The sequence below is a fragment of the Azospirillum sp. 11R-A genome (assembly GCF_049472615.1).
In the GTDB taxonomy this organism is placed as follows: Bacteria; Pseudomonadota; Alphaproteobacteria; order Azospirillales; family Azospirillaceae; genus Azospirillum; species Azospirillum palustre.
In genome coordinates this window covers 35,966-57,749 of the sequence record NZ_JBCEBL010000001.1, presented here as the reverse complement: position 1 = coordinate 57,749, position 21,784 = coordinate 35,966, and the positions used below count along the sequence as shown (strand labels likewise).

20 protein-coding genes and 1 tRNA gene are annotated in these 21,784 nt (G+C 68.4%); 4 read left to right on the top strand and 17 right to left on the bottom strand.

What is annotated here, in order from left to right:
- Positions 1-5: 5 nt before the first annotated feature.
- From VH569_RS00260 to VH569_RS00245, 4 genes are all read right to left on the bottom strand, one after another.
- On the bottom strand, positions 6-884 hold the full coding sequence (locus VH569_RS00260; RefSeq protein ID WP_423313095.1) for a DMT family transporter: 879 nt from the start codon (positions 882-884) through the stop codon (positions 6-8).
- Positions 881-2,713, bottom strand: a complete 1,833-nt coding sequence (locus tag VH569_RS00255; protein WP_423313093.1) for an ABC-F family ATP-binding cassette domain-containing protein — start codon at positions 2,711-2,713, stop codon at positions 881-883. The genes VH569_RS00260 and VH569_RS00255 overlap by 4 nt, the downstream gene beginning before the upstream one ends.
- 129 nt (positions 2,714-2,842) lie before the next feature.
- Entirely contained in the window at positions 2,843-3,997 is a 1,155-nt protein-coding gene (locus tag VH569_RS00250; protein ID WP_423313091.1) for a hypothetical protein, read from the bottom strand.
- Between the two features lie 130 nt (positions 3,998-4,127).
- Positions 4,128-4,910: a TerB family tellurite resistance protein gene (locus VH569_RS00245; protein ID WP_423313089.1), complete on the bottom strand. Its 783-nt coding sequence runs from the start codon at positions 4,908-4,910 to the stop codon at positions 4,128-4,130.
- Positions 4,911-5,184: 274 nt separating this feature from the next.
- On the opposite strand from VH569_RS00245, the gene VH569_RS00240 reads away from it, so the two are divergent.
- Complete coding sequence (locus VH569_RS00240) at positions 5,185-5,778, top strand: GNAT family N-acetyltransferase (protein WP_423313087.1); 594 nt, start codon at positions 5,185-5,187, stop codon at positions 5,776-5,778.
- A gap of 167 nt (positions 5,779-5,945) precedes the next feature.
- Positions 5,946-9,614 carry a hydantoinase B/oxoprolinase family protein gene (locus tag VH569_RS00235; protein ID WP_423313085.1) on the top strand — a complete coding sequence of 1,223 codons (3,669 nt, stop codon included), beginning with the start codon at positions 5,946-5,948 and terminating at the stop codon, positions 9,612-9,614.
- A gap of 47 nt (positions 9,615-9,661) precedes the next feature.
- Here the strand turns inward: VH569_RS00235 and VH569_RS00230 are convergent, their stop codons facing one another.
- Positions 9,662-11,608: a sigma-54-dependent Fis family transcriptional regulator gene (locus tag VH569_RS00230; RefSeq protein WP_423313083.1), complete on the bottom strand. Its 1,947-nt coding sequence runs from the start codon at positions 11,606-11,608 to the stop codon at positions 9,662-9,664.
- A 254-nt stretch (positions 11,609-11,862) separates the two neighbouring features.
- Between VH569_RS00230 and VH569_RS00225 the strand changes: the two genes are divergently transcribed.
- Positions 11,863-12,777 (top strand): GGDEF domain-containing protein, encoded by a 915-nt coding sequence (locus VH569_RS00225; protein ID WP_377809001.1) that lies wholly within the window; start codon positions 11,863-11,865, stop codon positions 12,775-12,777.
- A 114-nt stretch (positions 12,778-12,891) separates the two neighbouring features.
- On the opposite strand, the gene VH569_RS00220 is transcribed toward VH569_RS00225, so the two are convergent.
- The 7 genes from VH569_RS00220 to epsC all read right to left on the bottom strand — a co-directional run bounded on the left by VH569_RS00220 (position 12,892) and on the right by epsC (position 18,174).
- A tRNA-Met gene (locus VH569_RS00220) sits at positions 12,892-12,966 on the bottom strand.
- A gap of 168 nt (positions 12,967-13,134) precedes the next feature.
- A complete protein-coding gene (mnmA, locus tag VH569_RS00215) occupies positions 13,135-14,322 on the bottom strand; it encodes a tRNA 2-thiouridine(34) synthase MnmA (RefSeq protein WP_423313080.1) in 1,188 nt (395 codons plus the stop codon).
- 110 nt (positions 14,323-14,432) lie between these two features.
- Positions 14,433-14,762: a ferredoxin family 2Fe-2S iron-sulfur cluster binding protein gene (locus VH569_RS00210; protein WP_109086201.1), complete on the bottom strand. Its 330-nt coding sequence runs from the start codon at positions 14,760-14,762 to the stop codon at positions 14,433-14,435.
- A 62-nt stretch (positions 14,763-14,824) separates the two neighbouring features.
- Positions 14,825-15,520: a molecular chaperone DnaJ gene (locus VH569_RS00205; RefSeq protein WP_423313078.1), complete on the bottom strand. Its 696-nt coding sequence runs from the start codon at positions 15,518-15,520 to the stop codon at positions 14,825-14,827.
- A 189-nt stretch (positions 15,521-15,709) separates the two neighbouring features.
- Positions 15,710-16,861 carry a cysteine desulfurase family protein gene (locus VH569_RS00200; protein ID WP_423313076.1) on the bottom strand — a complete coding sequence of 384 codons (1,152 nt, stop codon included), beginning with the start codon at positions 16,859-16,861 and terminating at the stop codon, positions 15,710-15,712.
- A gap of 45 nt (positions 16,862-16,906) precedes the next feature.
- On the bottom strand, positions 16,907-17,392 hold the full coding sequence (locus tag VH569_RS00195; RefSeq protein WP_014248224.1) for an Rrf2 family transcriptional regulator: 486 nt from the start codon (positions 17,390-17,392) through the stop codon (positions 16,907-16,909).
- Positions 17,389-18,174 carry a serine O-acetyltransferase EpsC gene (gene epsC, locus VH569_RS00190; protein WP_423313073.1) on the bottom strand — a complete coding sequence of 262 codons (786 nt, stop codon included), beginning with the start codon at positions 18,172-18,174 and terminating at the stop codon, positions 17,389-17,391. The genes VH569_RS00195 and epsC overlap by 4 nt, the downstream gene beginning before the upstream one ends.
- A gap of 346 nt (positions 18,175-18,520) precedes the next feature.
- Between epsC and VH569_RS00185 the strand changes: the two genes are divergently transcribed.
- The gene (locus VH569_RS00185; protein ID WP_377809020.1) at positions 18,521-19,183 is read left to right on the top strand and encodes an alpha/beta hydrolase; all 663 of its coding nucleotides are present in this window, start codon (positions 18,521-18,523) and stop codon (positions 19,181-19,183) included.
- Positions 19,184-19,242: 59 nt separating this feature from the next.
- On the opposite strand, the gene VH569_RS00180 is transcribed toward VH569_RS00185, so the two are convergent.
- The 5 genes from VH569_RS00180 to VH569_RS00160 form a co-directional block, all read right to left on the bottom strand.
- Positions 19,243-19,662 carry a DUF2155 domain-containing protein gene (locus VH569_RS00180; RefSeq protein WP_376956581.1) on the bottom strand — a complete coding sequence of 140 codons (420 nt, stop codon included), beginning with the start codon at positions 19,660-19,662 and terminating at the stop codon, positions 19,243-19,245.
- Positions 19,663-19,826: 164 nt separating this feature from the next.
- On the bottom strand, positions 19,827-20,093 hold the full coding sequence (locus tag VH569_RS00175) for a hypothetical protein (RefSeq protein ID WP_423313070.1): 267 nt from the start codon (positions 20,091-20,093) through the stop codon (positions 19,827-19,829).
- Between the two features lie 117 nt (positions 20,094-20,210).
- The gene (gene mlaD / locus VH569_RS00170) at positions 20,211-20,732 is read right to left on the bottom strand and encodes an outer membrane lipid asymmetry maintenance protein MlaD (protein WP_376956577.1); all 522 of its coding nucleotides are present in this window, start codon (positions 20,730-20,732) and stop codon (positions 20,211-20,213) included.
- A gap of 104 nt (positions 20,733-20,836) precedes the next feature.
- Positions 20,837-21,229, bottom strand: a complete 393-nt coding sequence (locus VH569_RS00165; RefSeq protein WP_098739448.1) for an NADH:ubiquinone oxidoreductase subunit NDUFA12 — start codon at positions 21,227-21,229, stop codon at positions 20,837-20,839.
- Between the two features lie 134 nt (positions 21,230-21,363).
- Positions 21,364-21,783, bottom strand: a complete 420-nt coding sequence (locus VH569_RS00160; RefSeq protein WP_423313067.1) for a hypothetical protein — start codon at positions 21,781-21,783, stop codon at positions 21,364-21,366.
- Position 21,784: the final 1 nt, after the last annotated feature.

Here is a 21,784-nt window from a genome sequence, read left to right as displayed (position 1 = left end):
CGGCATCAGGTCGGGTTGGTGACGGTCTCGCTGACGGTGCGCGGACGGCGCTTCACGATGACCGCGACGCCGCCGATGGTCAACAGACCGCCGATGGCGAGGTTGATCGTCACCGGATCGCCCATCAGCAGCACGCCGCTGGCCACGCCGAAGACCGGGACGGTCAGAAGATAGGGCATGGTCTGGTTGACGGAATAGCGTCCCAGCAGCGGATACCACAGCCCGTAGGCAATGATGGTGACGGCGACGGCCATGTAGGCGATGGATGCCCAGCCGACCCAGGTCGAGTTCGCCAGCGCCGCCATCTGCCCATGCTCCGTCAGCAGCGATAGGACCAGCAGCTGCGGCATGGCGAACAGCGCCATCCAGCCGTTGACGGCGAAACCGTTCACCGCCCCGATCAGCTTCATCTGCACGCTCGCCACCGCAAAGGCGAAGCTCGCGGCCAGGATCAGCAGCAGCGAATGGAGCGACTCGCCCAGCCGCGGCTCTCCGGCGATCACCGCCACGCCGGCGAAGGCGGCAGCCATGCCAATGCCGCGGCGCCAGCCCAGCTTGTCCTTGAACACCAGCGCCGCCAGCAGGGAGGAGAAGGGGACCTGCACCTGTGCCGCCAGCGAGGCGGTGGCGGCGTCGATCCCGTTGAGCCCGCTGAACATCATCGGAAAATGGATGCTGCCCAGCGTGACCGACAGGAGGGCGATCTTCCACAGCTTGTCGCGCGGCATGCGGAAGAAGGGGATGATCAGCACCGCCACCAAGGCGAAGCGCAGGAACATCACGAAGAGCGGCGGAAATTCGGCCAGCGCCCATTTCGCCACCACGAAGTTCAGCCCCCACAGCGCCATCACCGCCAGCGCCTGGAGCGTGTGGGCAAAACTCATGCCCGCCCGCCTTCCAACTCCTCGCGCATCGCCTCGAGCTCCAGCCAGCGCTCCTCCGCCGCAGCCAGTGCCGCCTGCTTGGCGTGCAGTTGCTCGCTCGTCTTCTGGAATTTGGCGGGGTCGCGGGTGAACAGGTCGGGATCGGCCAGCGCCTTCTCCAGCCTGGCGATCTCGCCCCCCAGACTGTCCATGCGGGTGGGCAACTCGTCCAGCTCGCGCTGGTCCTTGTAGGTCAGCTTGCCGCGCGGCTTGGTTGCGGCGGCCGGCGCCTGGGCGGCGGGCTTCGGCTTGGCGGATGCGGCGGCGGGCGCCGCCTTGGCCGGACGCTGCACCAGATAGTCGGAATAGCCGCCGGCATATTCGGTGGCGGTGCCGTCGCCCTCCAGAGCGATGGTGGCGGTCACCAACCGGTCGAGGAAGTCACGGTCGTGGCTGACCAGCAGCAGCGTGCCCTGATAGTCGCCGAGCACATCCTCCAGCAGGTCCAGCGTGTCCATGTCGAGGTCGTTGGTCGGCTCGTCGAGGATCATCATGTTGCTGGGCTTGGCGAACAGCCGGGCCAGCAGCAGCCGGTTGCGCTCGCCGCCCGACAGCGCCTTGACCGGGCTGTCCAGCTGCCGGGTGTCGAACAGGAAGTCCTTCATGTAGCCGGCGACATGGCGCGACACGCCGTTGACCACCACCGCATCGCCGCCGAAGGGGCACAGCACCTTTCGGATGGTGTCCTCCGGGTTCAACCCCTCGCGCCGTTGGTCGAAATAGGCGGTGTCGAGGTTGGTGCCCAGCTTCACCGTGCCCTCGTCGGGATCGAGCTGGCCGGTCAGCATCTTCAGCAGGGTGGACTTGCCGGCGCCGTTCGGCCCGATCAGGCCGACCCGGTCGCCGCGCAGGATGCGGGTGGAGAAGTCCTTCACGATGGTCTTGTGGCCGTCGGGCGTGTCGAAGCCCTTGGAGATGCCGGTCGCCTCGATCACCAGCCGGCCGCCGCGCTCGGCCTCGGCGATGGCGAGCTTGGCCTGCTGGCCGCCCTTGATCTGCTCCGCGCGCCCGGCCCGCAGGTCCAGCAGGTTGCGGACGCGTCCCATGTTGCGGGTGCGCCGGGCGGAGATGCCCTCGCGCAGCCACTTCATCTCGCTTTCGATCTTGCGGTCCAGCTTGTGGGCCGCAGCCTCCTCCGACTCGAACACCTCGGCCTGCCAAGTCTCGAACTCGGCGAAGCCGCGGTCGGTCGCGCGCACCGTGCCGCGGTCGAGCCACAGCGTCCGCTTGGCCAGCCGGTTCAGGAAGGCGCGGTCGTGGCTGATCAGCAGCAGGCCGCCGCGGAAGGACAGCAGTTCCTCTTCCAGCCACTCGATGGTGGGGAGGTCGAGGTGGTTGGTCGGCTCGTCCAGCAGCATGACGTCGGGATTGCCGACCAGCGTGCGGGCCAGCGCGGTGCGGCGCGATTCGCCGCCCGACAGGGTACGGGGGTCGAGGTTGCCGTCGACCTGGAGCCGGTCGAGCACGGCGTCGACACGGTGCGCCTCGTCCTGCTCGTCGGCGGGCAAGCCCTGCACGACATAGTCCTGGACGGTGGCGCAGCCGGTGAAGTCCGGCTCCTGCGGCAAATAGGCGAGGCGGGCGCCCGGCTGGACGAACACGGTGCCGCCGTCGGGTTGGATCATCCCGGCCAGCACCTTCATCAGCGTCGACTTGCCCGACCCGTTGCGTCCGACCAGGCAGGCGCGGTCGCCGCGGCCGATGGACAGGTCGATGCCGTCGAACAGCGGACGGCCGCCGAAGGTGACGGAGACGCCCTGGAGCGCCGTGATGGGTGCGGGAGGAGCCATGGACCGTTCGTGCGCCGGAAAATCGAGGGAAGGGGATGGGTTATAGCGCGCCGTCCCCCTCCACCGCGACCCGGAAAAACGGTTGGGCGGGTTGCGCCCGGTGGAACCGCCCCCGCCGTCAGGCCGGGATCAGGCCGGCAGTTGGACGATGCCGGTCGGCGCCGGCACCTGCTGCTCCTGCATCTTGAAGCCGAAATAGGTGCCGTTGCTGATGCCGGTCAGGGCCAGCAGGTTGGCCGAAAGCTCCGGCATGCCCAGCGTGCGGGTGACCTCGTAGAGGAAGGTGATGCCCAGCACCCCGGTCCAGGCCAGCAATTGCAGGCGATGGATGTTGTAGCCGGCGGCGTCGCTCAGCAGATCGGGCAGCAGCCCCTGGGTGGGCGGATAGATCTGCTCCAGGCTGGCGGCCATGGCCGTCCGGTCGGGCGGGGTGGCCGTGGCGGCGGCGATGTAGAGGGCGGCGTGCTGCTGACGCCGGGTCTGGTCGTCGCTCGGCCGGCGGTCCTGGAAGGCGGCCAGGACCGAGGTGCCGCCGACGATCCCCATCAGCGCCATGGTGCCGGTGGTGATGGTGTCCATCGATCCGGTGATGGTCAGGATGGCGGCGTAGGAGGCGGTGACGATCCCGCTCCACCACAGAAGCTGGAAGCGGGCGAGGCTGTAGGGTGCCCGATAGTTGGCCGGCATCGGCACGCCGGCAATCGGGGTGATGGCATCGGTGCGTCCGAAATGGCGGAAGAAGGCGAACAGGAACACCGCCGCCACCAGGGCGAACCACACCGCCGCCAGCCCGAGGTCGCGGTCGCTGGCGCCCTGGATGGACACCATCTGCGGCGCGGTCGTCATGCCGCCGGTGGCCGGGCCGAAGGCGACCGGCAGGGTCTTGGCCCCGGCGAGGCTGAAGAAGCCGCTGAAGGCGGTCTGCCAGGATGCCCGCCGCTTCGCCGCGTCGTCGCCGTTGCCGGCGATGGAGGTCGAGGCGGTGCCCATCAGTTCGCCCTTGGCGGAACAGGCGAAGCTGGCGCGGGCGCCGGGAATGGTCTGGCCGTTGGCGACCAGGACCAGCGCTTGCGCGTTCAGCGTTGCCACCTGCGTGGCGCAGTCGGTGCCGGCAGGCGCCGCCCCCAGATTCAGCGTCAGCGGTTGGCCCAGCACCACCGTGGCGTCGCCGGCTGTTGCGGGGGATGCCACCGGTGCCGCCACCTGCGCCTGGGCGCCGCCCCCCATGGCAATCGTCGTTCCCAATACAGCGGCGAAGACCGTCCGGATGATCGTGCGTCGCATCGTCGTGTCGTCCCCAAAACACGCGGGCAACCGATCGCCCGCCCCGCCGGGGACGATACGTCAGAAAACGGGATAAAGACCATGGGAAAACAATTTTAAATGAACTCGGCCTGCAACGATTCGCGGTGGGTTAGGATAGGGCCGCTGTCCCTTCCCGTTCGCGCCGGATGCGGTCGTAGGCGGCGTTGATCAGCGCGAGTTTCTGCGTTGCGAGATCGATGAATTCCTGTGGCATGCCCTGGGCGATCAGCCGGTCCGGGTGGTGTTCCCGGACCAGGGCCCGGTGCGCGGCCTTGACCGCATCGTCGCCGGCCAGACGCGCCACGCCGAGCACGGCATAGGGGTCGGTTTCCGTCGGGGTGCCGGCCAGATGATGACCGGCGACGATGCGGCGGAAATCGGCCTCGTCGAAGCCGAAGATCACGGCAACGGCGTGCAGATACTCCACCTCCGTCTCGTGCAGTTCGTCATCGGCCTCGGCGATCATCAGCAGGCTGTCGAGCAACTCCTCCAGCACCGCGTGCTTGTCCTCGAACAGCTTGGCGATCTGGCGGGCATATTCCTCGAACCCGCGGGTGTCGCGGCGCGCGAGGTCGAAGACCCGGCCGACATTGTCCAACTCCTCCGGCGGGACGCGGAACAGCCGCTTGAAGGTGTCGACCTCCACCCGCTTCACTACACCGTCCGCCCGGGCCATCTTGGCGGCCAGCGCGATCACGCCGATGGTGAAGGCGACGGTCTGCTTGGCCGCTTCGGCCTCGGCATCGCTCATGCCGCGGCGCGGTTGCTCGTCCGCGCCGCAGGGCGACCACAGATCGACCGCATGCCCGGCCAGACCGCCCAGCAGGGCGCCGAGCGGACCACCGGTGAACAGGCCGGCTGCGCCGCCCAGGATCTTGCCCCAGATGCTCATGTCATGCCCTTTTGTGCACAGGCCACCCCACCCGTGAGCGCAGCATAGCGGCCGGAAAAGGGCAGGCCAACTGTGGCTCGCCGGCAACAGATCAGCATTGTTGGTATCGCGAATTTCTAATAAGCGCTTGCGAATCCCGCCGGCCACGCCATGTTGCAATGCAACAAAAGGCGCCGGAGAGAGCGCCGCTCGCGATAAGACGGTGCCTGCCGACGGCGGTGCCGGAGCCTGGGGAAAACGTTCTGCACGAATGCGTTTTCGGATTTCGAGAACCGTGAGCAGAGCCATGCCTGTCATCCGCAAGATCATGCCGACCGAACTGCCCCAGTACCGGGCGCATCTTCTCCGCCTCGACCGCACGGACCGTTATGCCCGCTTCGCCGGCACCCTGTCGGACGAGGCGGTGGAGCGGCATTGCACGGCCATCGACTGGGGCCGGACGGTGATTCTCGGTGCGTTCGAGGACGGCGTGCTGCGCGGCGCCATCGAACTGTGCGGCGACCGCCTCCTCTGGCCCGAACAGGCTGAATTCGGCATTAGCATCGAGTCGGGATTGCAGGGCAAGGGTGTCGGCAGCACGCTGGTCCGCCGCGTTCTGACCGTCGCCCGCAACCGTGGCATCCGCCATGTCCATATGGTGTGCCTGGCGGAAAACTCCCGCATGCGCGCCCTGGCCCGCCGGTTCGGCGGACGGCTGGCGCTCGACGGCGGCGAAATCACCTCGATGTTCGAGCTGCCGGCGCCCAATCAGTTCTCCATCGCCCTGGAGGCTTTGGAGGATGGCAGCGGCGCCTTCAACAGCATCCTGTCGGGCAATGCAATTCAGTCCCGTCTGTCCACCCGCCCGCGGGAGCGGCTGGCCGCCTGACGGCGACATCTGCAAGGTCGGTCGTCTGTGATCCTGTGTTCTTTCCGCCGCGTCCGTCCTTCCTGATGGGGCCGGGCCACTCAGGCGGTTGAAATTCGCCGCCGGATCGCGAAACTCCGGCCCACGCGCGGTGCGGTTGCCGCGCATGGAATTCGGCGGGTGCGACAATGGGTGAGACGAAGAACGCGGCGGTGGCCGGAACGGCGGAGACCAAGCCGGCCCGGTGGCAGTTCTGGGTGGATCGCGGCGGCACCTTCACCGACATCGTCGGCCGCCGGCCGGACGGGTCGGTCGTGACCCACAAGCTGCTGTCGGAAAATCCGGAGCGCTATGCCGACGCCGCCGTCCAGGGCATCCGTGAGCTTCTCGGTCTGAAGCCGGGCCAGCCGATCCCGCCGGACACGGTGGAGGTGGTCAAGATGGGCACCACCGTCGCCACCAACGCCCTGCTGGAACGCAAGGGCGAGCCGACCGTCCTGCTGATCACCGAAGGTCTCGCCGATCAGCTGCGCATTGGCCATCAGGCCCGTCCGAAGATTTTCGCCCGCCGCATCGATCTGCCCGACCAGCTCTATTCCCTGGTGGTGGAGGTGCCGGAACGGGTGATGGCCGACGGCCGCGTGTTGAAGCCGGTCGATCTGCATGCCGTGCGCCGTGGGCTGGAGGAGGCCTATCGCCGGGGCTTCCGCGCCGCCGCCATCGCGCTGATGCATGGCTACCGCTATCCGGAGCATGAGCGTCAGGTCGCCTCGCTGGCCCGTGCGGTCGGCTTCACCCAGGTGTCGGTCAGCCATCTGGTCAGCCCGCTGATGAAGCTGGTCGGCCGCGGCGATACCACGGTGGCCGACGCCTACCTCTCGCCGGTGCTGCGCCGCTACGTCGACCGGGTCGCCAACGACCTCAGCGTCGATGGCGCGCCGGTGCCGCTGATGTTCATGCAGTCGAACGGCGGCCTGACCGACGCCCGCCGCTTCCAGGGCAAGGACGCCATCCTGTCGGGGCCGGCCGGCGGCGTGGTGGGCGCGGTGCGCACCGCCGGCATGGCCGGCTTCGACCGGGTCATCGGCTTCGACATGGGCGGCACCTCGACCGACGTGTCGCATTATGCCGGCGAGTATGAGCGCGCCTTCGACGCGGTGGTGGCCGGCGTGCGGGTGCGCGCGCCGATGATGCACATCCACACTGTGGCGGCTGGCGGCGGTTCGCTCTGCGTCTTCGACGGCACCCGCTTCCGCGTCGGGCCGGACAGCGCCGGCGCCAACCCCGGCCCCGCCTGCTACCGCCGCGGCGGCCCGCTGACCGTCACCGACTGCAACGTGATGGTCGGCAAGATCCAGCCGCGCTTCTTCCCCAATGTCTTCGGCCCCAACGGCGACCAGCCGCTGGACGCCGAGGTGGTGAAGGCCCGCTTCACCGAACTGGCCGCCACCGTCAATGCCAAGCTCGGCACGGCGATGACGCCGCAGGAGGTCGCCGAGGGCTTCCTGCGCATCGCCGTCGACAACATGGCGAACGCCATCAAGAAGATCTCGGTCGAGCGCGGCTATGACGTCACCGGCTATACGCTGAACGGCTTCGGCGGAGCGGCGGGCCAGCATGTCTGCGCCGTCGCCGACGCTCTGGGCATGACGCGGGTGTTCCTGCACCCGCAGGCCGGCGTGCTGTCCGCCTACGGCATCGGACTGGCCGACACCGTCGCCATCCGCGAACGCGCGGTCGAAGGCCCGCTGAGCGACGCCGTCGTCGACCGGCTGACCATGCTGTTCACCGATCTGGAGACCGAAGGGCGGGCGGAGCTGACCCGCCAGGGCGTCGATGTCGGGCGGCAGGCGATCAACCGCCGCGTCCATCTCAAGGCCGCCGGTTCCGACACCACCCTGACCGTCGCCTTCGGGTCGAAGGTGGCGATGACCAAGTCCTTCGAGGAGGCGCACCGCCGCCGCTACGGCTTCCTCACCCCCGGCACCGCGCTGGAGGTCGAGTCGGTGACGCTGGAGGCAGTCGGCCTGACCGACGTTCTGGAGGATCCGGAGCTTCCCGCCACCACCGCGGTGCTGCCGCGCCGGCTCGCCACCGTCGCCATCCACAGCGCTGGCCAGCGCCGCGAGGCGCCGCTCTACGACCGCCGTCAGCTTCAGCCCGGCAACCGTGTCGTCGGTCCGGCGATCCTGGCCGAAGCGGTCTCCACCACCGTCGTCGAGCCCGGCTGGATGGCGGAGGTCACCCGCAAGAACCATCTGGTGCTGACCCGGTTGGAGCCGGCGGCCCAGCGTCAGGCCGCCGGGGTCAAGGGCGGGGCGAAGGTCGATCCGGTGACGCTGGAGGTCTTCAACAACCTGTTCATGTCCATCGCCGAACGGATGGGCGTGACGCTGGAGAAGACCGCCCGCTCGGTGAACATCAAGGAGCGTCTGGACTTCTCCTGCGCCCTGTTCGACCGCGACGGCGGCCTGATCGCCAATGCCCCGCACATGCCGGTCCATCTGGGATCGATGGGCGAGAGCGTACGTGCCGTCATCCAGCGCCGCGGCAGCACCTTCACCGCCGGCGAGAGCTTCGCTCTGAACGATCCCTATCACGGCGGCACCCATCTGCCGGATATCACCGTCGTCTCGCCGGTGTTCGACGAGGCGGGTAGGGAGCTGCTGTTCTTCGTCGCCTCGCGCGGGCACCATGCCGACGTCGGCGGCATCACCCCCGGCTCGATGCCGCCGGACAGCCGGACCATCGCCGACGAGGGCGTGCTGTTGGACTGCGTGCCGCTGGTCGAGAACGGCCAGTTCCTCGAGGAGGCGATGGTGGAGCTTCTGCGCTCCGGCCCGCATCCGGCGCGCAACCCGGTGCAGAACATTGGCGACCTCAAGGCGCAGGTCGCCGCCAACGAGCAGGGCACCCGCGAACTGCACCGCGTCGTCCGCCTGCACGGCCTGTCCACCGTCATCGCCTATATGCGCCACGTCCAGGACAATGCCGAGGAGCAGGTCCGCCGCGCCATCGGCGTGCTGAGCGACGGCGACTTCGCGGTGACGCTGGACAATGGCGCGGTCATCAAGCTGCGGGTGTCGATCGACCATGGCGCGCGCTCGGCCATCGTCGATTTCTCCGGCACCAGCACCCAGCTGACCAACAATTTCAACGCCCCGTCAGCGGTCTGCCGGGCGGCGGTGCTCTATGTCTTCCGCTGTCTGGTGGACGACGAGATCCCGATGAACGAGGGCTGCCTGCGCCCCATCGAGATCGTCATTCCGCCGGGCTCCATGCTGTCGCCCAACCCGCCCGCCGCGGTGGTCGCCGGCAATGTGGAGACCAGCCAGTGCATCGTCGACGCTCTGTTCGGCGCGCTGGGGGTGATGGCGTCGGCCCAGGGCACGATGAACAACACCACCTTCGGCAACGAGTGGCACCAGTATTACGAGACGGTCTGCGGCGGGTCGGGCGCCGGCAACGGCTTCAACGGCACCGACGCCGTGCAGACTCACATGACCAACTCGCGCCTGACCGATCCGGAGGTGCTGGAATGGCGCTTCCCGGTGCTGGTGGAGAGCTTCCGCATCCGCCGGGGATCCGGCGGGGCAGGGCGCTGGCGTGGCGGCGACGGCGTGATCCGCCGCCTGCGCTTCCTGGAACCGATGACCGCCGCCATCCTCGCCAACCACCGCAAGATCGCTCCCTTCGGCCTGAAGGGCGGTGCCGACGGTGCCGTCGGCCGGACCTGGGTCCAGCGCACCGACGGCAGCGTGCAGGAACTGGCCTCCCAGGACAGCGCCGCGATGCGGCCGGGCGACGCCCTGGTGGTTGAAACGCCGGGCGGCGGCGGGTTCGGAGCCGCGGGGTAAAGGGGAAAGTTGGGAGGGCGGCCGAGACAGAAGCTCGCCGCCCCCCTTCACTCCGCCCGATGCGGCGGCACGATGCCGAAGCGGTGCATCTGCCGATGGACGGTCGAACGGTCGACCCCCATCGCGCGCGCCGTCGCCGATATGTTCCAATGGTAGCGCCGCAGCGTCTCGCGCAGCCGGGCGGCCGGGTCCTCGTCCGTCGCCACCGTCCGCGCCTCTTCCTCGGGCCAGGCCCGGAACAGGCCGCTGTGCTGCACCGGCTCTGGGATATCGCCGAGGTCGATTAACCCGCCGTCGCTGACCGCGCAGGCATAGTCCAGCGCATTCACCAGTTCCCGCACATTGCCCGGCCAGCCATGGCCGCGCAGGGCCGCCAGCGCCGCCGGGGTCAGGCGGTAGCCGATGCCATCGCGCTCGGCACGCTCGGCCAGAAGCCGTTCGATCAGCCAGTCCAGATCGCCGCGCTGGCGCAGGGGCGGTACGGTAAACACCGCGCCATTGAGACGAAAGTACAAGTCGTCACGGAACTGTCCAGCCTTGACCAGTTCCACCAGATCGCGGTGGGTGGCGCCGATGACGCGGACGTCCACCGACACCGCCTTGGTCCGGCCGATCGGCGTCACCTCGCGCTCGGCCAGCACGCGCAGCAGCCGGGTCTGCGACGACAGCGGCATGTCGCCGATCTCGTCCAGGAACAGGGTGCCGCCGTCGGCCTCCAGGATCAGCCCCTTCTTGCCGCGCGCCGTCGCCCCGGTGAAGGAGCCGGGCTCGTAGCCGAACAGCTCGCTTTCGATCAGGTTCTCCGGCAATGCCGCGCAATTGACGGCGACGAAGGGCTTGTTGCGGCGGATGCTGGCCTTGTGCAGGGCCTTGGCCAGATGCTCCTTGCCGGTGCCGGTCTCGCCGTGGATCAGCAGGCTCATTCGGGTGTTGACCAGCTTGGCCGCCCGCGTCAGCACCGCCTTCAGCGCCGGATCTCCGCCGGACACCACGCGCAGCGGCTCCGGCAGCGGATCGCCGCCATGATCCGGCGCATGGCTGCGCGGCAGCGATACGGCGGGCGGCGGCATCGCCTGGGCGAACAGCGGCAGGCCGGTGCGGCGCAGGCGCAGCGTGCGCTGCTCGGTCGGCAGCGAGCGGACGAAATGGACCAGATCGTCCACCTCGCAATCGAACAGTTCGGCGAAGGAGCGGCCGAGCGGTGACGCTCCGTCCTCTGCGAGCAGATCATGGGCCTTGTGGTTGAAGCCGACCACACGCCCGCCGGCATCCAGCGCCAGGACGAAGTCGGGGTCGACCTCCGCGAACTCCTGCGATGCCGACAGCTTCAGCACCCAGTCGCGTCGGAAGTTGTTGTAGAGGTTGGCTGTTTCGATCTTGTGGACATAGGCGCGCACCATCTGCAACGCCAGATACTGGCTGATCTTCGGTTCCGGCGAATGCAGGGCGGAGATGTCCAGCACGGCGGCCAGTTCGCCGCCGCTGTCGAAGACGGGTGCCGCGGTGCAGGTCAGTGGGATGTGGGTGGAGTCGAAATGGTCGGTCTGGTGCACGGTCAGCGCCTGGGCGGTGGCGATGCAGGTGCCGACCGCGCAGGTGCCGGCATGCCCCTCGTTCCAGTCGGATCCGAGATACAGGCCGGCCCGGCGCAGATGATTGTCGAAGGTCGGGTCGCCGATGAAGTCCACCGTGACGCCGTTGCTGTCGGTCAGCAGCAGGACATAGCCCATGCCGGCGACCTGCCGGTACAGCGCCTCCAGCCCGAAGCGGGCCATGCGCAGGAACTCGTCCATCGCGTCGCGATGCTCGCGCAGCCGCTCCTGCGTCAGGATGTGCGCCTCGCGCCCGACGGTGGGGTCGAGCTTGTGGTCGGCGACACAGCGGCGCCACGAGTTTTCGATGATCGGATCGCGGGTGGACGGCCTCCCTGCGGAGACACGGCCGGTGGAGACACGGACGAGTTCATCGATGTGGGCCGCGCGTGCGCTGTCCATGGTCGTGCCTCCCGCAATCACCGTTCGCTTGTTCCACGAACATATTGGGGCGGACAATATCAACCGGCCGGCCCGATAGGCAACATGTGCAAAAGCATCAGATCGCTCCACCGGCTGGACGCCACCCATTACCCCGGCATACCAGCGTATGACCTCTGCTTTTGGTTATCCTGCCATGGCATGACGTTAAGGACATTTGCACAAGTAAGGTCGCATGCTCCATAAACGGGCAGGGATCGCCGGGAGCTTTCGATTTGCGGATTCTGATCGTCGACGATTCACCGCGCCACCTGACCATGATGGTGTACGAGCTGAACAAGCTCGGCTACGCCACCAGCGTGGTCAACAACGGCGCCGCCGCCATCGAGGCGGTGGCGAACGAGCGGTTCGATGTGGTGATGGCGGACATCCGTCTGGCCGACATGACCGGGCTGGAACTGTGCTGGCACCTGCGCACGGCCCAGGGGCTTCGCCACCTCTACCTGATCCTGATGATCCCCGGCAGCATGACCGACCAGTTCCACGAACTGGTGGAGGCCGGCGCCGACGAGTTTCTGCGAAAACCTCTGGATTGGAAATGGACGGCGGCGCGCCTGCTGGCGGCCTCGCGCGTCGTGGCGATGCAGCGCGACCTGGAACGGCTGGCGACCACCGATGCCCTGACCGGCGCCATGAACCGCCGCCGCTTCCTGGAGAGGGGGGCTGAAGAGTTTACCCGCTCGCGACGATACGAGCGCCCGCTGTCGGTGGTGATGCTGGACATCGACCATTTCAAACGGGTCAACGACAGCTATGGCCACGCCACCGGTGACGAGGCGATCCGCAGCACGGTGCGCGCCTGCAAGGACAGCCTGCGCGCCTGCGACCTGATCGGCCGGCTGGGCGGCGAGGAATTCGCCGTGGTGATGCCGGAAACCCCGCCCGTGAACGCTTTCGCCGCTGCCCAGCGCCTGCGCCAGGCAATCGCCGCCCAGCCGGTGAAGCGGGAGGACGGCGGAGAGCTGTTCCTGACCGTTAGCCTGGGGCTGAGCTGGCTGACCGGCAGCGACACCGGTATCGAACCCTTGCTGGCCCGTGCCGACGCCGCCCTCTATCGCGCGAAGAATGCCGGCCGCAACCGTGTGGAGGTCGAGCCGCAGATCGCACTGCCGAAGTCGATGACGGGGTAGGGGGAGCCACCGGTCCCCCACAGTCGCCGTTCCGCAGTCCACGCTGCGTCAAGCCGAGAGCGTGCAAAGAAAAACCCCCTGACATCCTTCCGGAAATCAGGGGGTTTTCTATGATGGTAGCAGCGGAGGGATTTGAACCCCCGACCAAGGGATTATGATTCCCCTGCTCTACCACTGAGCTACGCTGCCATCGTGTTCGCCGTTGTTGGCGTTTCCGCCGCCGTGGCTACCATCGTGTCCCGTCGTTGCCGCCGGGAGCCGCTATATAGGATAGGGCGACTTGGCCTGTCAACGCGGAATTTTCAGGGGGTACGATTTTTTTTGGCCGACCGGCGGAAAGTCGCATAACCCTCTGATTCAGGCCGCCGTTTCCCCCGCTCCCACAAGCTTGGCCGCGTCCTCGCCTACGCCGCCGGCGGTGGCGGAAATCCAGCCGCCACCCAGCACGCGGTCGCCCTGATAGACGACACAGGCCTGGCCCGGAGCGATGCCGTGCTGGGGCTCCAGCAGCTCGACGCGCGCGGTGCCGTCCGGGCCGGCGCGCCACAGGGCAGGGGCGGCCGGCTGGGTGGAGCGGAGCTTCACCGACACCTCGATCCCGGCGCCATCGGCCATATCGGGGGCCGGATCGGGGCCCAGCCAGTTCACGTCGCGCACCGTCACCAGCGAGCGGGCGAGGTCACGGCGGGGGCCGACGACGACGCGGCGGCGGGCAGGCTCCAGGCGGACGACGTAGAGCGCCTCCTCCTCCTGACCGCGGATGCCGCCGATACCCAGCCCCTTGCGCTGGCCGACCGTGTAGTGGACGACGCCCTTGTGGCGGCCCAGAACGCGGCCATCGACATGGACGATGTCGCCGGGCTCGACGGAGCCGGGGCGCAGCTTCGCCACCACCTCGGCATAGTTGCCGTTGGGGACGAAGCAGATGTCCTGGCTGTCGGGCTTGGCCGCCACCTCCAGCCCGTGGCGCTCGGCCAGAGCGCGGGTTTCCGGCTTGGTCAGGCCGCCGAGGGGGAAGCGCAGGAACTCCAACTGCTCGCGCGTGGTGGCGAACAGGAAATAGCTCTGGTCCTTGGCGGGATCGACCGCGCGGTGCAACTCGGCGCCATGCGGGCCGGCGATGCGGCGGACATAATGGCCGGTTGCCAGCGCTTCGGCACCCAGGTCGCGGGCGGTGTTCAGCAGGTCGCGGAACTTGACGCGCTGGTTGCAGCGCACGCAGGGGATCGGCGTCTCGCCGCGCAGATAGCTGTCGGCGAAATCGTCCATCACGTCCTGGCTGAAGCGGCCTTCGTAATCCAGGACGTAATGCGGGATGCCGATGCGGTCGGCGACCTGACGGGCGTCGTAGATGTCCTGGCCGGCGCAGCAGGCGCCCGGCTTCTGCAAGGCGAGGCCGTGGTCGTAAAGCTGCAGCGTGATGCCGACGACGTCATAGCCCTCCTCCCGCAGCACGGCCGCGGTGACGGAGGAATCCACCCCGCCGGACATCGCGACGACGACGCGGGTGTCCTGGGGGCGCTTGGAAAGACCGAGGGAGTTCATGGCGCCCTATATAAGGCGGGCAGGCGCCCGGAAAAGACAGGAAATGGGCCGCCGGGCGTCGCGTCTGCGCAACGCCGTCCCGGCGGCCGGAACAGGGTTCCCCCGAACGCTTACTTCATCGCGTTGTTGCTGCCGCCCGGCAGGCGGACGACAAGGCCGTCCAGCTCTTCGGTCATGATGATCTGGCAGCCCAGGCGCGAGGTCTTGGTCAGGCCGAAGGCGAGGTCCAGCATGTCCTCCTCATCCTCCTGCGCGTCCGGCAGGACGTCGAACCACTCCGGCTCGATCACGACATGGCAGGTGGAGCAGGCCAGCGAGCCCTCGCAGGCGCCTTCCAGATCCAGGCTGTTCTTGTGCGCGATCTCCAGCACGGACAGGCCGAGCGGGGCGTCCACCTCGCGGCGGGTGCCGTCGGTCTCGATGAAGGTCATCTTGGGCATGGGGTCCTCGTTCTTTTACGGTTGCCTAGCGATTTAAAGGGCGATTGTAAGAAAAATGTGAATCACGGCCGCGGGGGCGTCCGCGCGGCACGGCGGTCACGCACCTCGACGGCCAGCGCCTCCAGCCGTTCCAGCCTGGCCAGGATGCGGGCGGCACCGTCGGCGGCCGGCGGGCTGTCGGGTGTCGACGCCGTCTGCGCCTTGCGGAAGGCGGGGGCGAGATATTTGATGCAGGCCTCGACCCGCTGGTTGAGGTCCAGCCCGATGCGGTCCAGTTCCAGCACGTCGCCGGCACGGGCCAGCCGGGCCGCGAGGTCGGCGATTTCCTCGTCGCCGTCCTCTTCGCCATCGGCCGGTGTGCTGCCGATCAGCTCCAGCAGCGCATGGGCGCGGCGGATGGGATCGCGCAGCACCTCATAGGCGTCGCGCAGCGCCTCGACCTGGGCCTTGGCGTTGGCCTGCTGGCGCGGGCCGCGGGCGGCGAAGCGCTCCGGGTCCATGGCTCGGGTGAAGCCGGCATGCTGCTTCGACAACTGCTCCAGCTCTATGTCGAAGCGGCGCTCCAGCCCCAGCCGGGTGAAGGGGTCGAGCGGCCGCGGCGGCTGAACCGCGCCGCAGGCATGGCAGAACAGGGCGCGTGGCGCCACCGAGCGGCCACAGGTGCCGCAGGGCTCCAGATCGCCGGCGATGGCGCCGGAAATGCCGCTGCTGTTGCCGGGCGGACCGGATTTGGGCGGGCCGGATTTGGAGCTGGTCATGCGCGCAGTCCGTCAAAACGCCGAAAGGCTCGGCCGATAGGATGGTTTACCCGACATGAGGCCACTGTCGTCACGAAGGCCGCCTTCCGCGGGGTCATACCGATAAGCCGCATCCGGCGCAATGCGCGAATGCGGGCTTTCCGGACCGGGGACAGATGGTCGCGCAGCCATGGCGGGTAACAGGCGGGATCAGCCATCCGCGGGCGCGCTTCGCCGCGCCATCGCGGTCCAGGCGGTCAGGAAGCGGTCGACCGCCTCGTCGTCGCTGGTCCAGCCCAGGCTGACCCGGATGGCGCTGGCGGCGGACCGGTCGTCCTCGCCCATCGCCGCCAGCACATGGGATGGCTTCACCTTGCCGCTGGAGCAGGCCGATCCGGCGCTGACCGCCACGCCGGCGAGGTCCAGCGTCATCACCTGGGTTTCGCCGGGCAGGCCGGCCAGCATCAGGCAGCTGGTGTTGGCGACCCGCGCCGCACCGGCCCCCATCGCCCGGGCGTGCGGGACGGCGGCCAGCGCCTCCCGCTCCAACCGGTCGCGCAGGGATGCGAGGTCGGCGGCCTCCGCCAGCCCGTCCAGCGCCAGCCGGGCCGCGGCGCCGAAGCCGACAATGCCCAGCAGGTTCTCGGTGCCGGCCCGCTTGCGCCGTTCCTGCCCGCCGCCGCGGATCAGCGCGTCGGGTTCGAGCCCCTCCGCCAGGATCAGGGCGCCGACGCCGGTCGGCCCGCCCAGCTTGTGGGCCGACAGCGTCATCAGATCGACGCCGAGAGCGCGCAGGGACAGTGGCATCCGTCCGGCTGCCTGCACCGCGTCGCAATGGACCAGCGCGCCGTGGACGTGGGCGATCCGGGCGGCGTCGGCCACCGGCTGGATCACCCCGGTCTCGTTGTTGACCAGCATCAGGGAAACCAGCGCCGGATGGTCCGCAGCGGCCAGCCGGCGTTCCAACTCGTCCAGATGGGCGACGCCATCGCGGTCCACGCCGAAGCGCTCCGCCTCGGGCTGGGCGGCCAGCACCGACTCATGCTCGATGGCGGAGGTCAGCGTGCGGCGGCCGGGGAAGCCACGGAGCGCGAAGTTGTTCGCCTCCGTCCCGCTGCCGGTGAACAGCACCTGGGCCGGTTTCACGCCCACCAGCGCCGCCACGGCGGCACGCGCCTCCTCCACCGCCCGGCGGGCGTTGCGGCCGAAGGCGTGGACGGAGGACGGGTTGCCGACCAGATCCATCGCCTGACCCATCGCCGCCTTGACCTCCGGCTTCAGCGGAGCGGTGGCGTTGTGGTCGAGATAGACGCCGGTCCGCCGGAACGGGGCAACATACGGGGCAACGGGCGGTGAAGTCACTTTTCAGGCACGCTCAACGTGGAAGGCCAATCTCGCTCCGCCGGATCACTCGGCAGCGGCGACGGCGGCGCTGTCGGCGGCCGGTGCCGGGCGCAGCAGGTTCAGGCCGCTGGTGCCGATGATCCGCCGTTCCACCACATCGGCGACGGTGACCGAGCTGAGATACATATGGATCTGGTTGCCCAGCTCTTCCCACAAATCGTGGGTCAGGCAGCGCGAGCGGTTGGTGCGGCAGCCCTGCGGCGTGCCGTTGGCGCAGCGGGTGGTGCGGATCGGCTCGTCCACCGCCAGGATGATGTCGGACACCCGGGTCGCATCGGCCGGGTGGGCAAGCAGATAGCCGCCGCCGGGGCCGCGCACGCTCTTGACCAGACCGCCCTTGCGCAGCTTGGCGAACAGTTGCTCCAGATAGGACAGGGAAATCTCCTGCCGCTCCGCGATGTCGGCCAGCGCGACCGGGCTGCCCTGGCTGGTGGCGGCCAGATCGACCATCGCCATCACGGCATAGCGTCCCTTGGTGCTGAGTCTCATCGCGATTCTCCTTGCGCTTCGTGCATCCCGTTTGCGCGGGACGCCACCGTCTCTGGCGGTGTGGGTGTAGAACGGGGGAGGGCAGCGGGCGGACGATCCGCCTCCAACTCGCCGACACGGGCCTGCAACGCCGTCATCTGGTCGAGCAGGCCGGTCAGCGCGCGGGCCACCGGGTCGGGGATGTCGCCGCAGGGTGTGCCGTAGGGCATGAATTTGCGGGTTTCGGCACGGTCGCGCGCAACCACCGGCTTGGCCGGGATGCCGACCACCGCGGTGTCGGCCGGAACGTCGGCCACCACCACCGCATTGGCGCCGATGCGCGCCCCACGGCCGATGGCGATGGCGCCCAGGATCTTGGCGCCGGCACCGACGATGACGCCGTCGCCCAGCGTCGGATGGCGCTTGCCGGGATTGAGTGAGGTGCCGCCCAGCGTCACCCCATGATAGAGCATGACGTCGTCGCCGATCTCCGCCGTCTCGCCGATCACGACACCCATGCCGTGGTCGATGAAGAAGCGGCGGCCGATGGTGGCGCCGGGATGGATTTCGATGCCGGTCAGCGACCGGGCGATCTGCGAGATCAGGCGGGCGGTGGTGTGCAATCCGGCGTCGCGGGCGCGCCGGGCGATGCGGTGGAGAATGATCGCGTGCAAGCCGGGGTAGCAGAGCGCGACCTCGAGCCGGGACCGCGCGGCGGGATCGCGCGCCATGATCCCATCGATCTCTTCGCGAAGATGCTTGAACACGCCATCACCCGCCGTGGTATAGTCCGCCGCTCTCATCGGCCGCCCGTGCCCGGTTTCGGCCTGTCGGACCCTTGCGGTTCAGGACCTTCCGGTCTGGAACCTCGACGGTTCCGACCGGTAGGGACCCGGACTTATCGATGGGTCCGGCTAGCGCTGGAGCCGATCGGGCGGGTCAGGCGGGTTGTCCCGGAGGACGTTACGACGCATATATGATGACCAAGCAAAACGGTCAAGAATTGTGTGCGGAAAACCCCACTCCAAGACGGGAAAATCCGTGACGGGCCGGACGGCCCGTGCGCCGGGGCGGTTTGCCGGATGAAAGTCCGGCCGGTCGTCGCGGCGGTTCCAACAACCCTTTGTCCGCGTCAGGAACGTCGTTCCCATGCCTGAAGTGCTCTTCAACGGTCCCGCCGGTCGCCTGGAAGGCCGTTACACCCACGGCAAGCAGCCGAACGCCCCGGTCGCGCTGCTGTTGCACCCGCACCCGCAGCACAATGGGACGATGAACAACAAGGTGGTCTTCACCCTGTTCCAGTCGTTTACCAAGCGCGGCTATTCGGCGCTCCGCTTCAACTTCCGCGGCGTCGGGCGCAGCCAGGGCACCTACGACAAGGGGGAGGGCGAACTGGCCGACGCGGCGGCGGCGCTGGATTGGTTGCAGACCTACAACCCCAACGCTCCGGTCTGCTGGATCGGCGGCGTGTCCTTCGGCGCCTGGATCGGCATGCAGCTGCTGATGCGCCGTCCGGAGATCGACGGCTTCGTGTCGGTTTCGCCGCCGGCCAACCTGTTCGACTTCTCGTTCCTGGCGCCGTGCCCGTCCTCGGGCCTGATCATCAATGGCGACAAGGACGAGGTGGTGCCCCAGGCCGCTGTGACCAAGCTGGTGACCAAGCTGTCGCACCAGAAGGACATCCGGATCGACCACCGCGTCGTTCCCGGCGCCAGCCACTTCTTCGTCAACCGCACCGACGATCTGGCGACCCAGGTGGACGATTATCTGGACAAGGCGCTGGGCAATCCCATCGCGGCGGTGGCCGAGTAAGCAGGATCAGGCAACGGAGAGCGGGGGAGGGGGCCAGCGGCCCGGACCTCCCCACCTCCTCATTGTTCGCAGCCCAAAACCCACACGTCATAGATCGGGTTCTCCATCGCCGACAGGGCGGGGCTGGAGGCGAACATCCAGCCGCTGAAGACCTGTTCCGCCTGCTCGCCAGGCTTGATCTCCGTCACTTCCAGGAAGGCGGCGGATTCCGGCGTCTCGATCGGCGGATTTTCGCGGCAGGCGCGCAGGGTGATGCGCAGGCTGCTCATCGCCTTGGTCTCCCCGACCTTCATGGTGAAGGTGGAGGTGCGGGCGGTCACCTTGTCCAACCATTGCAGCTTCGCCGCCGGCCGCTCGATCATCTGGCTCGGCACCGGAGCGGCCTGAACGGCCACGGATGCCAGCAGCGCCGCGGCACCCAGCAGGCCGGCGGCTGGCCGGAGAAGATTGGGCCGGAGATAACTAGAAAGTCTCGTCACGTCGGATCGCTTCCGTAATTGCGGACGGCACCCCATGGCAAGACCCAGCCTGTCAGCGGGAACTTTGCCGGGGCGCTCCGCCTTCTATCCCGGAAGCGGGGTCACCGTCTAGTGGCGGGGGCCAGTGGCGACGCCGCCGGGGTGCGTTGTGCGGAAATTGCGGGTCAGCGCGTGACGGTGCTGCGCGACGCCGGCGCACTGTAGGTGGCGCCGGACCCGCTCTGCGTGGCGTTGCGGTCTTCGATCTTCTGGGTCGCCGCACCGGCGCCGGCCCCCGCAGCCGCTCCGACCACGGCACCCACCGGTCCGCTGACCACGGCACCGGCTGCGGCACCGCCAAGTTCACCGGTGGCCGACTTCTCTTCCATGTCGGCGCCGCAGGCGGCGGTCGCCAGAGCCAGGCCGAGGGCGGCCAAATGGAACAGACGCATCGCGTTCCTCCTGCTTCGTGATCCGGCTGCAAGGTCCATCCGGACTGGAGAAGGAACGCTTGAGCGCGGCCGTCGGTTCCGGCCACGCCCTGGGTGGACATCACAGCTGGTTGGAAATCACAGCTTCGGCGGCTGGGCCGGAGCCTGTCCGGGGGCCTGGCCCTGCTGGCCGTTGGCCTGATCGCCCGACTTGCTCATGCTTTGCAGCGAGAAGATGACCTGACCCAGCAGTTGCTCCAGGCCCGGCGTGCTCTGGGTGAATTCGATCTTACCGTTCGGCTTGATGGCGTCGGGATCGCCGCCCGGCTCCAGCGACAGGAACTTGCCGCCCAGCAGGCTTTCCGAGGCGATGACAGCCGCGGTGTCCTTCGGCAGCTTCACCGAATTGTCGACCGACAGGTGAACCACCGCCTGATAGGTGGTGGGATCGAGCGTCAGCCCGGTGACCGTGCCGACCTTCACGCCGCTGATCCGCACGTCGGCGCCGCTTTGCAGGCCGGTGATGCTGTTGAAGTTGGCGGTGATGTCATAGCCCTGCACCTTGCGGAGGTCCGCACTTTTGTAGGCGAAGGCAAGGAACACGGCGGCCACGGCGAGCACGACGCCGCCAAGCACGGTCTCAATCACATTCCGGCGCATAGAGCTATCCTGCTGCGAATTCCCGAATCGAAACCCGGCCCGCATAGGGGCCGGGCTTTCCGCTCCGCTTTCCGTTCCGACCCGATGGCCGGTGCCGGTGTGGATCAGCTCGGAGTCCAGGGCTCGTAATCGCCGGTGGCCGGCACGCGCTGCCCGCCGGCCAGAACATGGCCGGGCGGACGGTAGGCCTGGACCGAGCCCGACATGTTAGGCAGATGTTCCTTCTGCCACGGCTTGTGGTAGGCGCTCGACCCCTCGGGCAGCGGCTCCTTGGTGGTGTGGTGCAGCCACCCGTGCCATTCCGGCGGGATCTTGGAGGCGTCGGGCTCACCGGCATACAGGACCCAGCGGCGCTCGCGCGTGCCGGGCTTGGTGTCCTTGTTGCGGTAATAGACGTTGCCGAAGCGGTCGCTGCCGACCTTGGCGCCCCGACGCCACGTGACGTAACGGATGTGAATGTTCGCCAGTTTGGTGAACAGGGAGATCGGCTCGCTCATCGTCGCTCACGAATTCCGGAGTCTGGCCCCGCGGAAACGGGGCTGGTCGAATGCGGGCCGCACTATGACACCGCAAGGCACGCGCGTCCACCGTTGGTGAGGTCCAAGCTGCCCGCAGGGTGGAAAGAGCGGAGCTATTGCAGGCGGGTCGCGGCGATCTTGGCCGTATCGACCGGGGTGGCGGTGCAGCCGCCCAGCGTCGGGCCGACCGGAAGCTCGCCGAAGGCCGCCAGCGCGCCCTCCGCCTTCAGCCGGCCGACGAATCCGGGCTCCACGCCGCGGGCGACCCAGGCGAATCCGAGCCAGGTGGACCGCACCGGTTCCCCCCCGGCCCGCACCATCGCCGCCATCGCCTCTGCATCGCTGGTGCCGGGGGAGAAGACCGCCAGCATCATGCCGTCGGTCGTGTCCGGCAGTGCGGCGCGTTGCAGCGACAGCCCCATCAGCCCGGCCCAGACCAGCAGGATGCCGCCCAGCAGCGCCGCGGCAAGGCCGTGGCCGATGGGAAATGCGGCAGAGGGGCCGGCAGAGGAGGGGGCGGGGCTGTCGCTCATG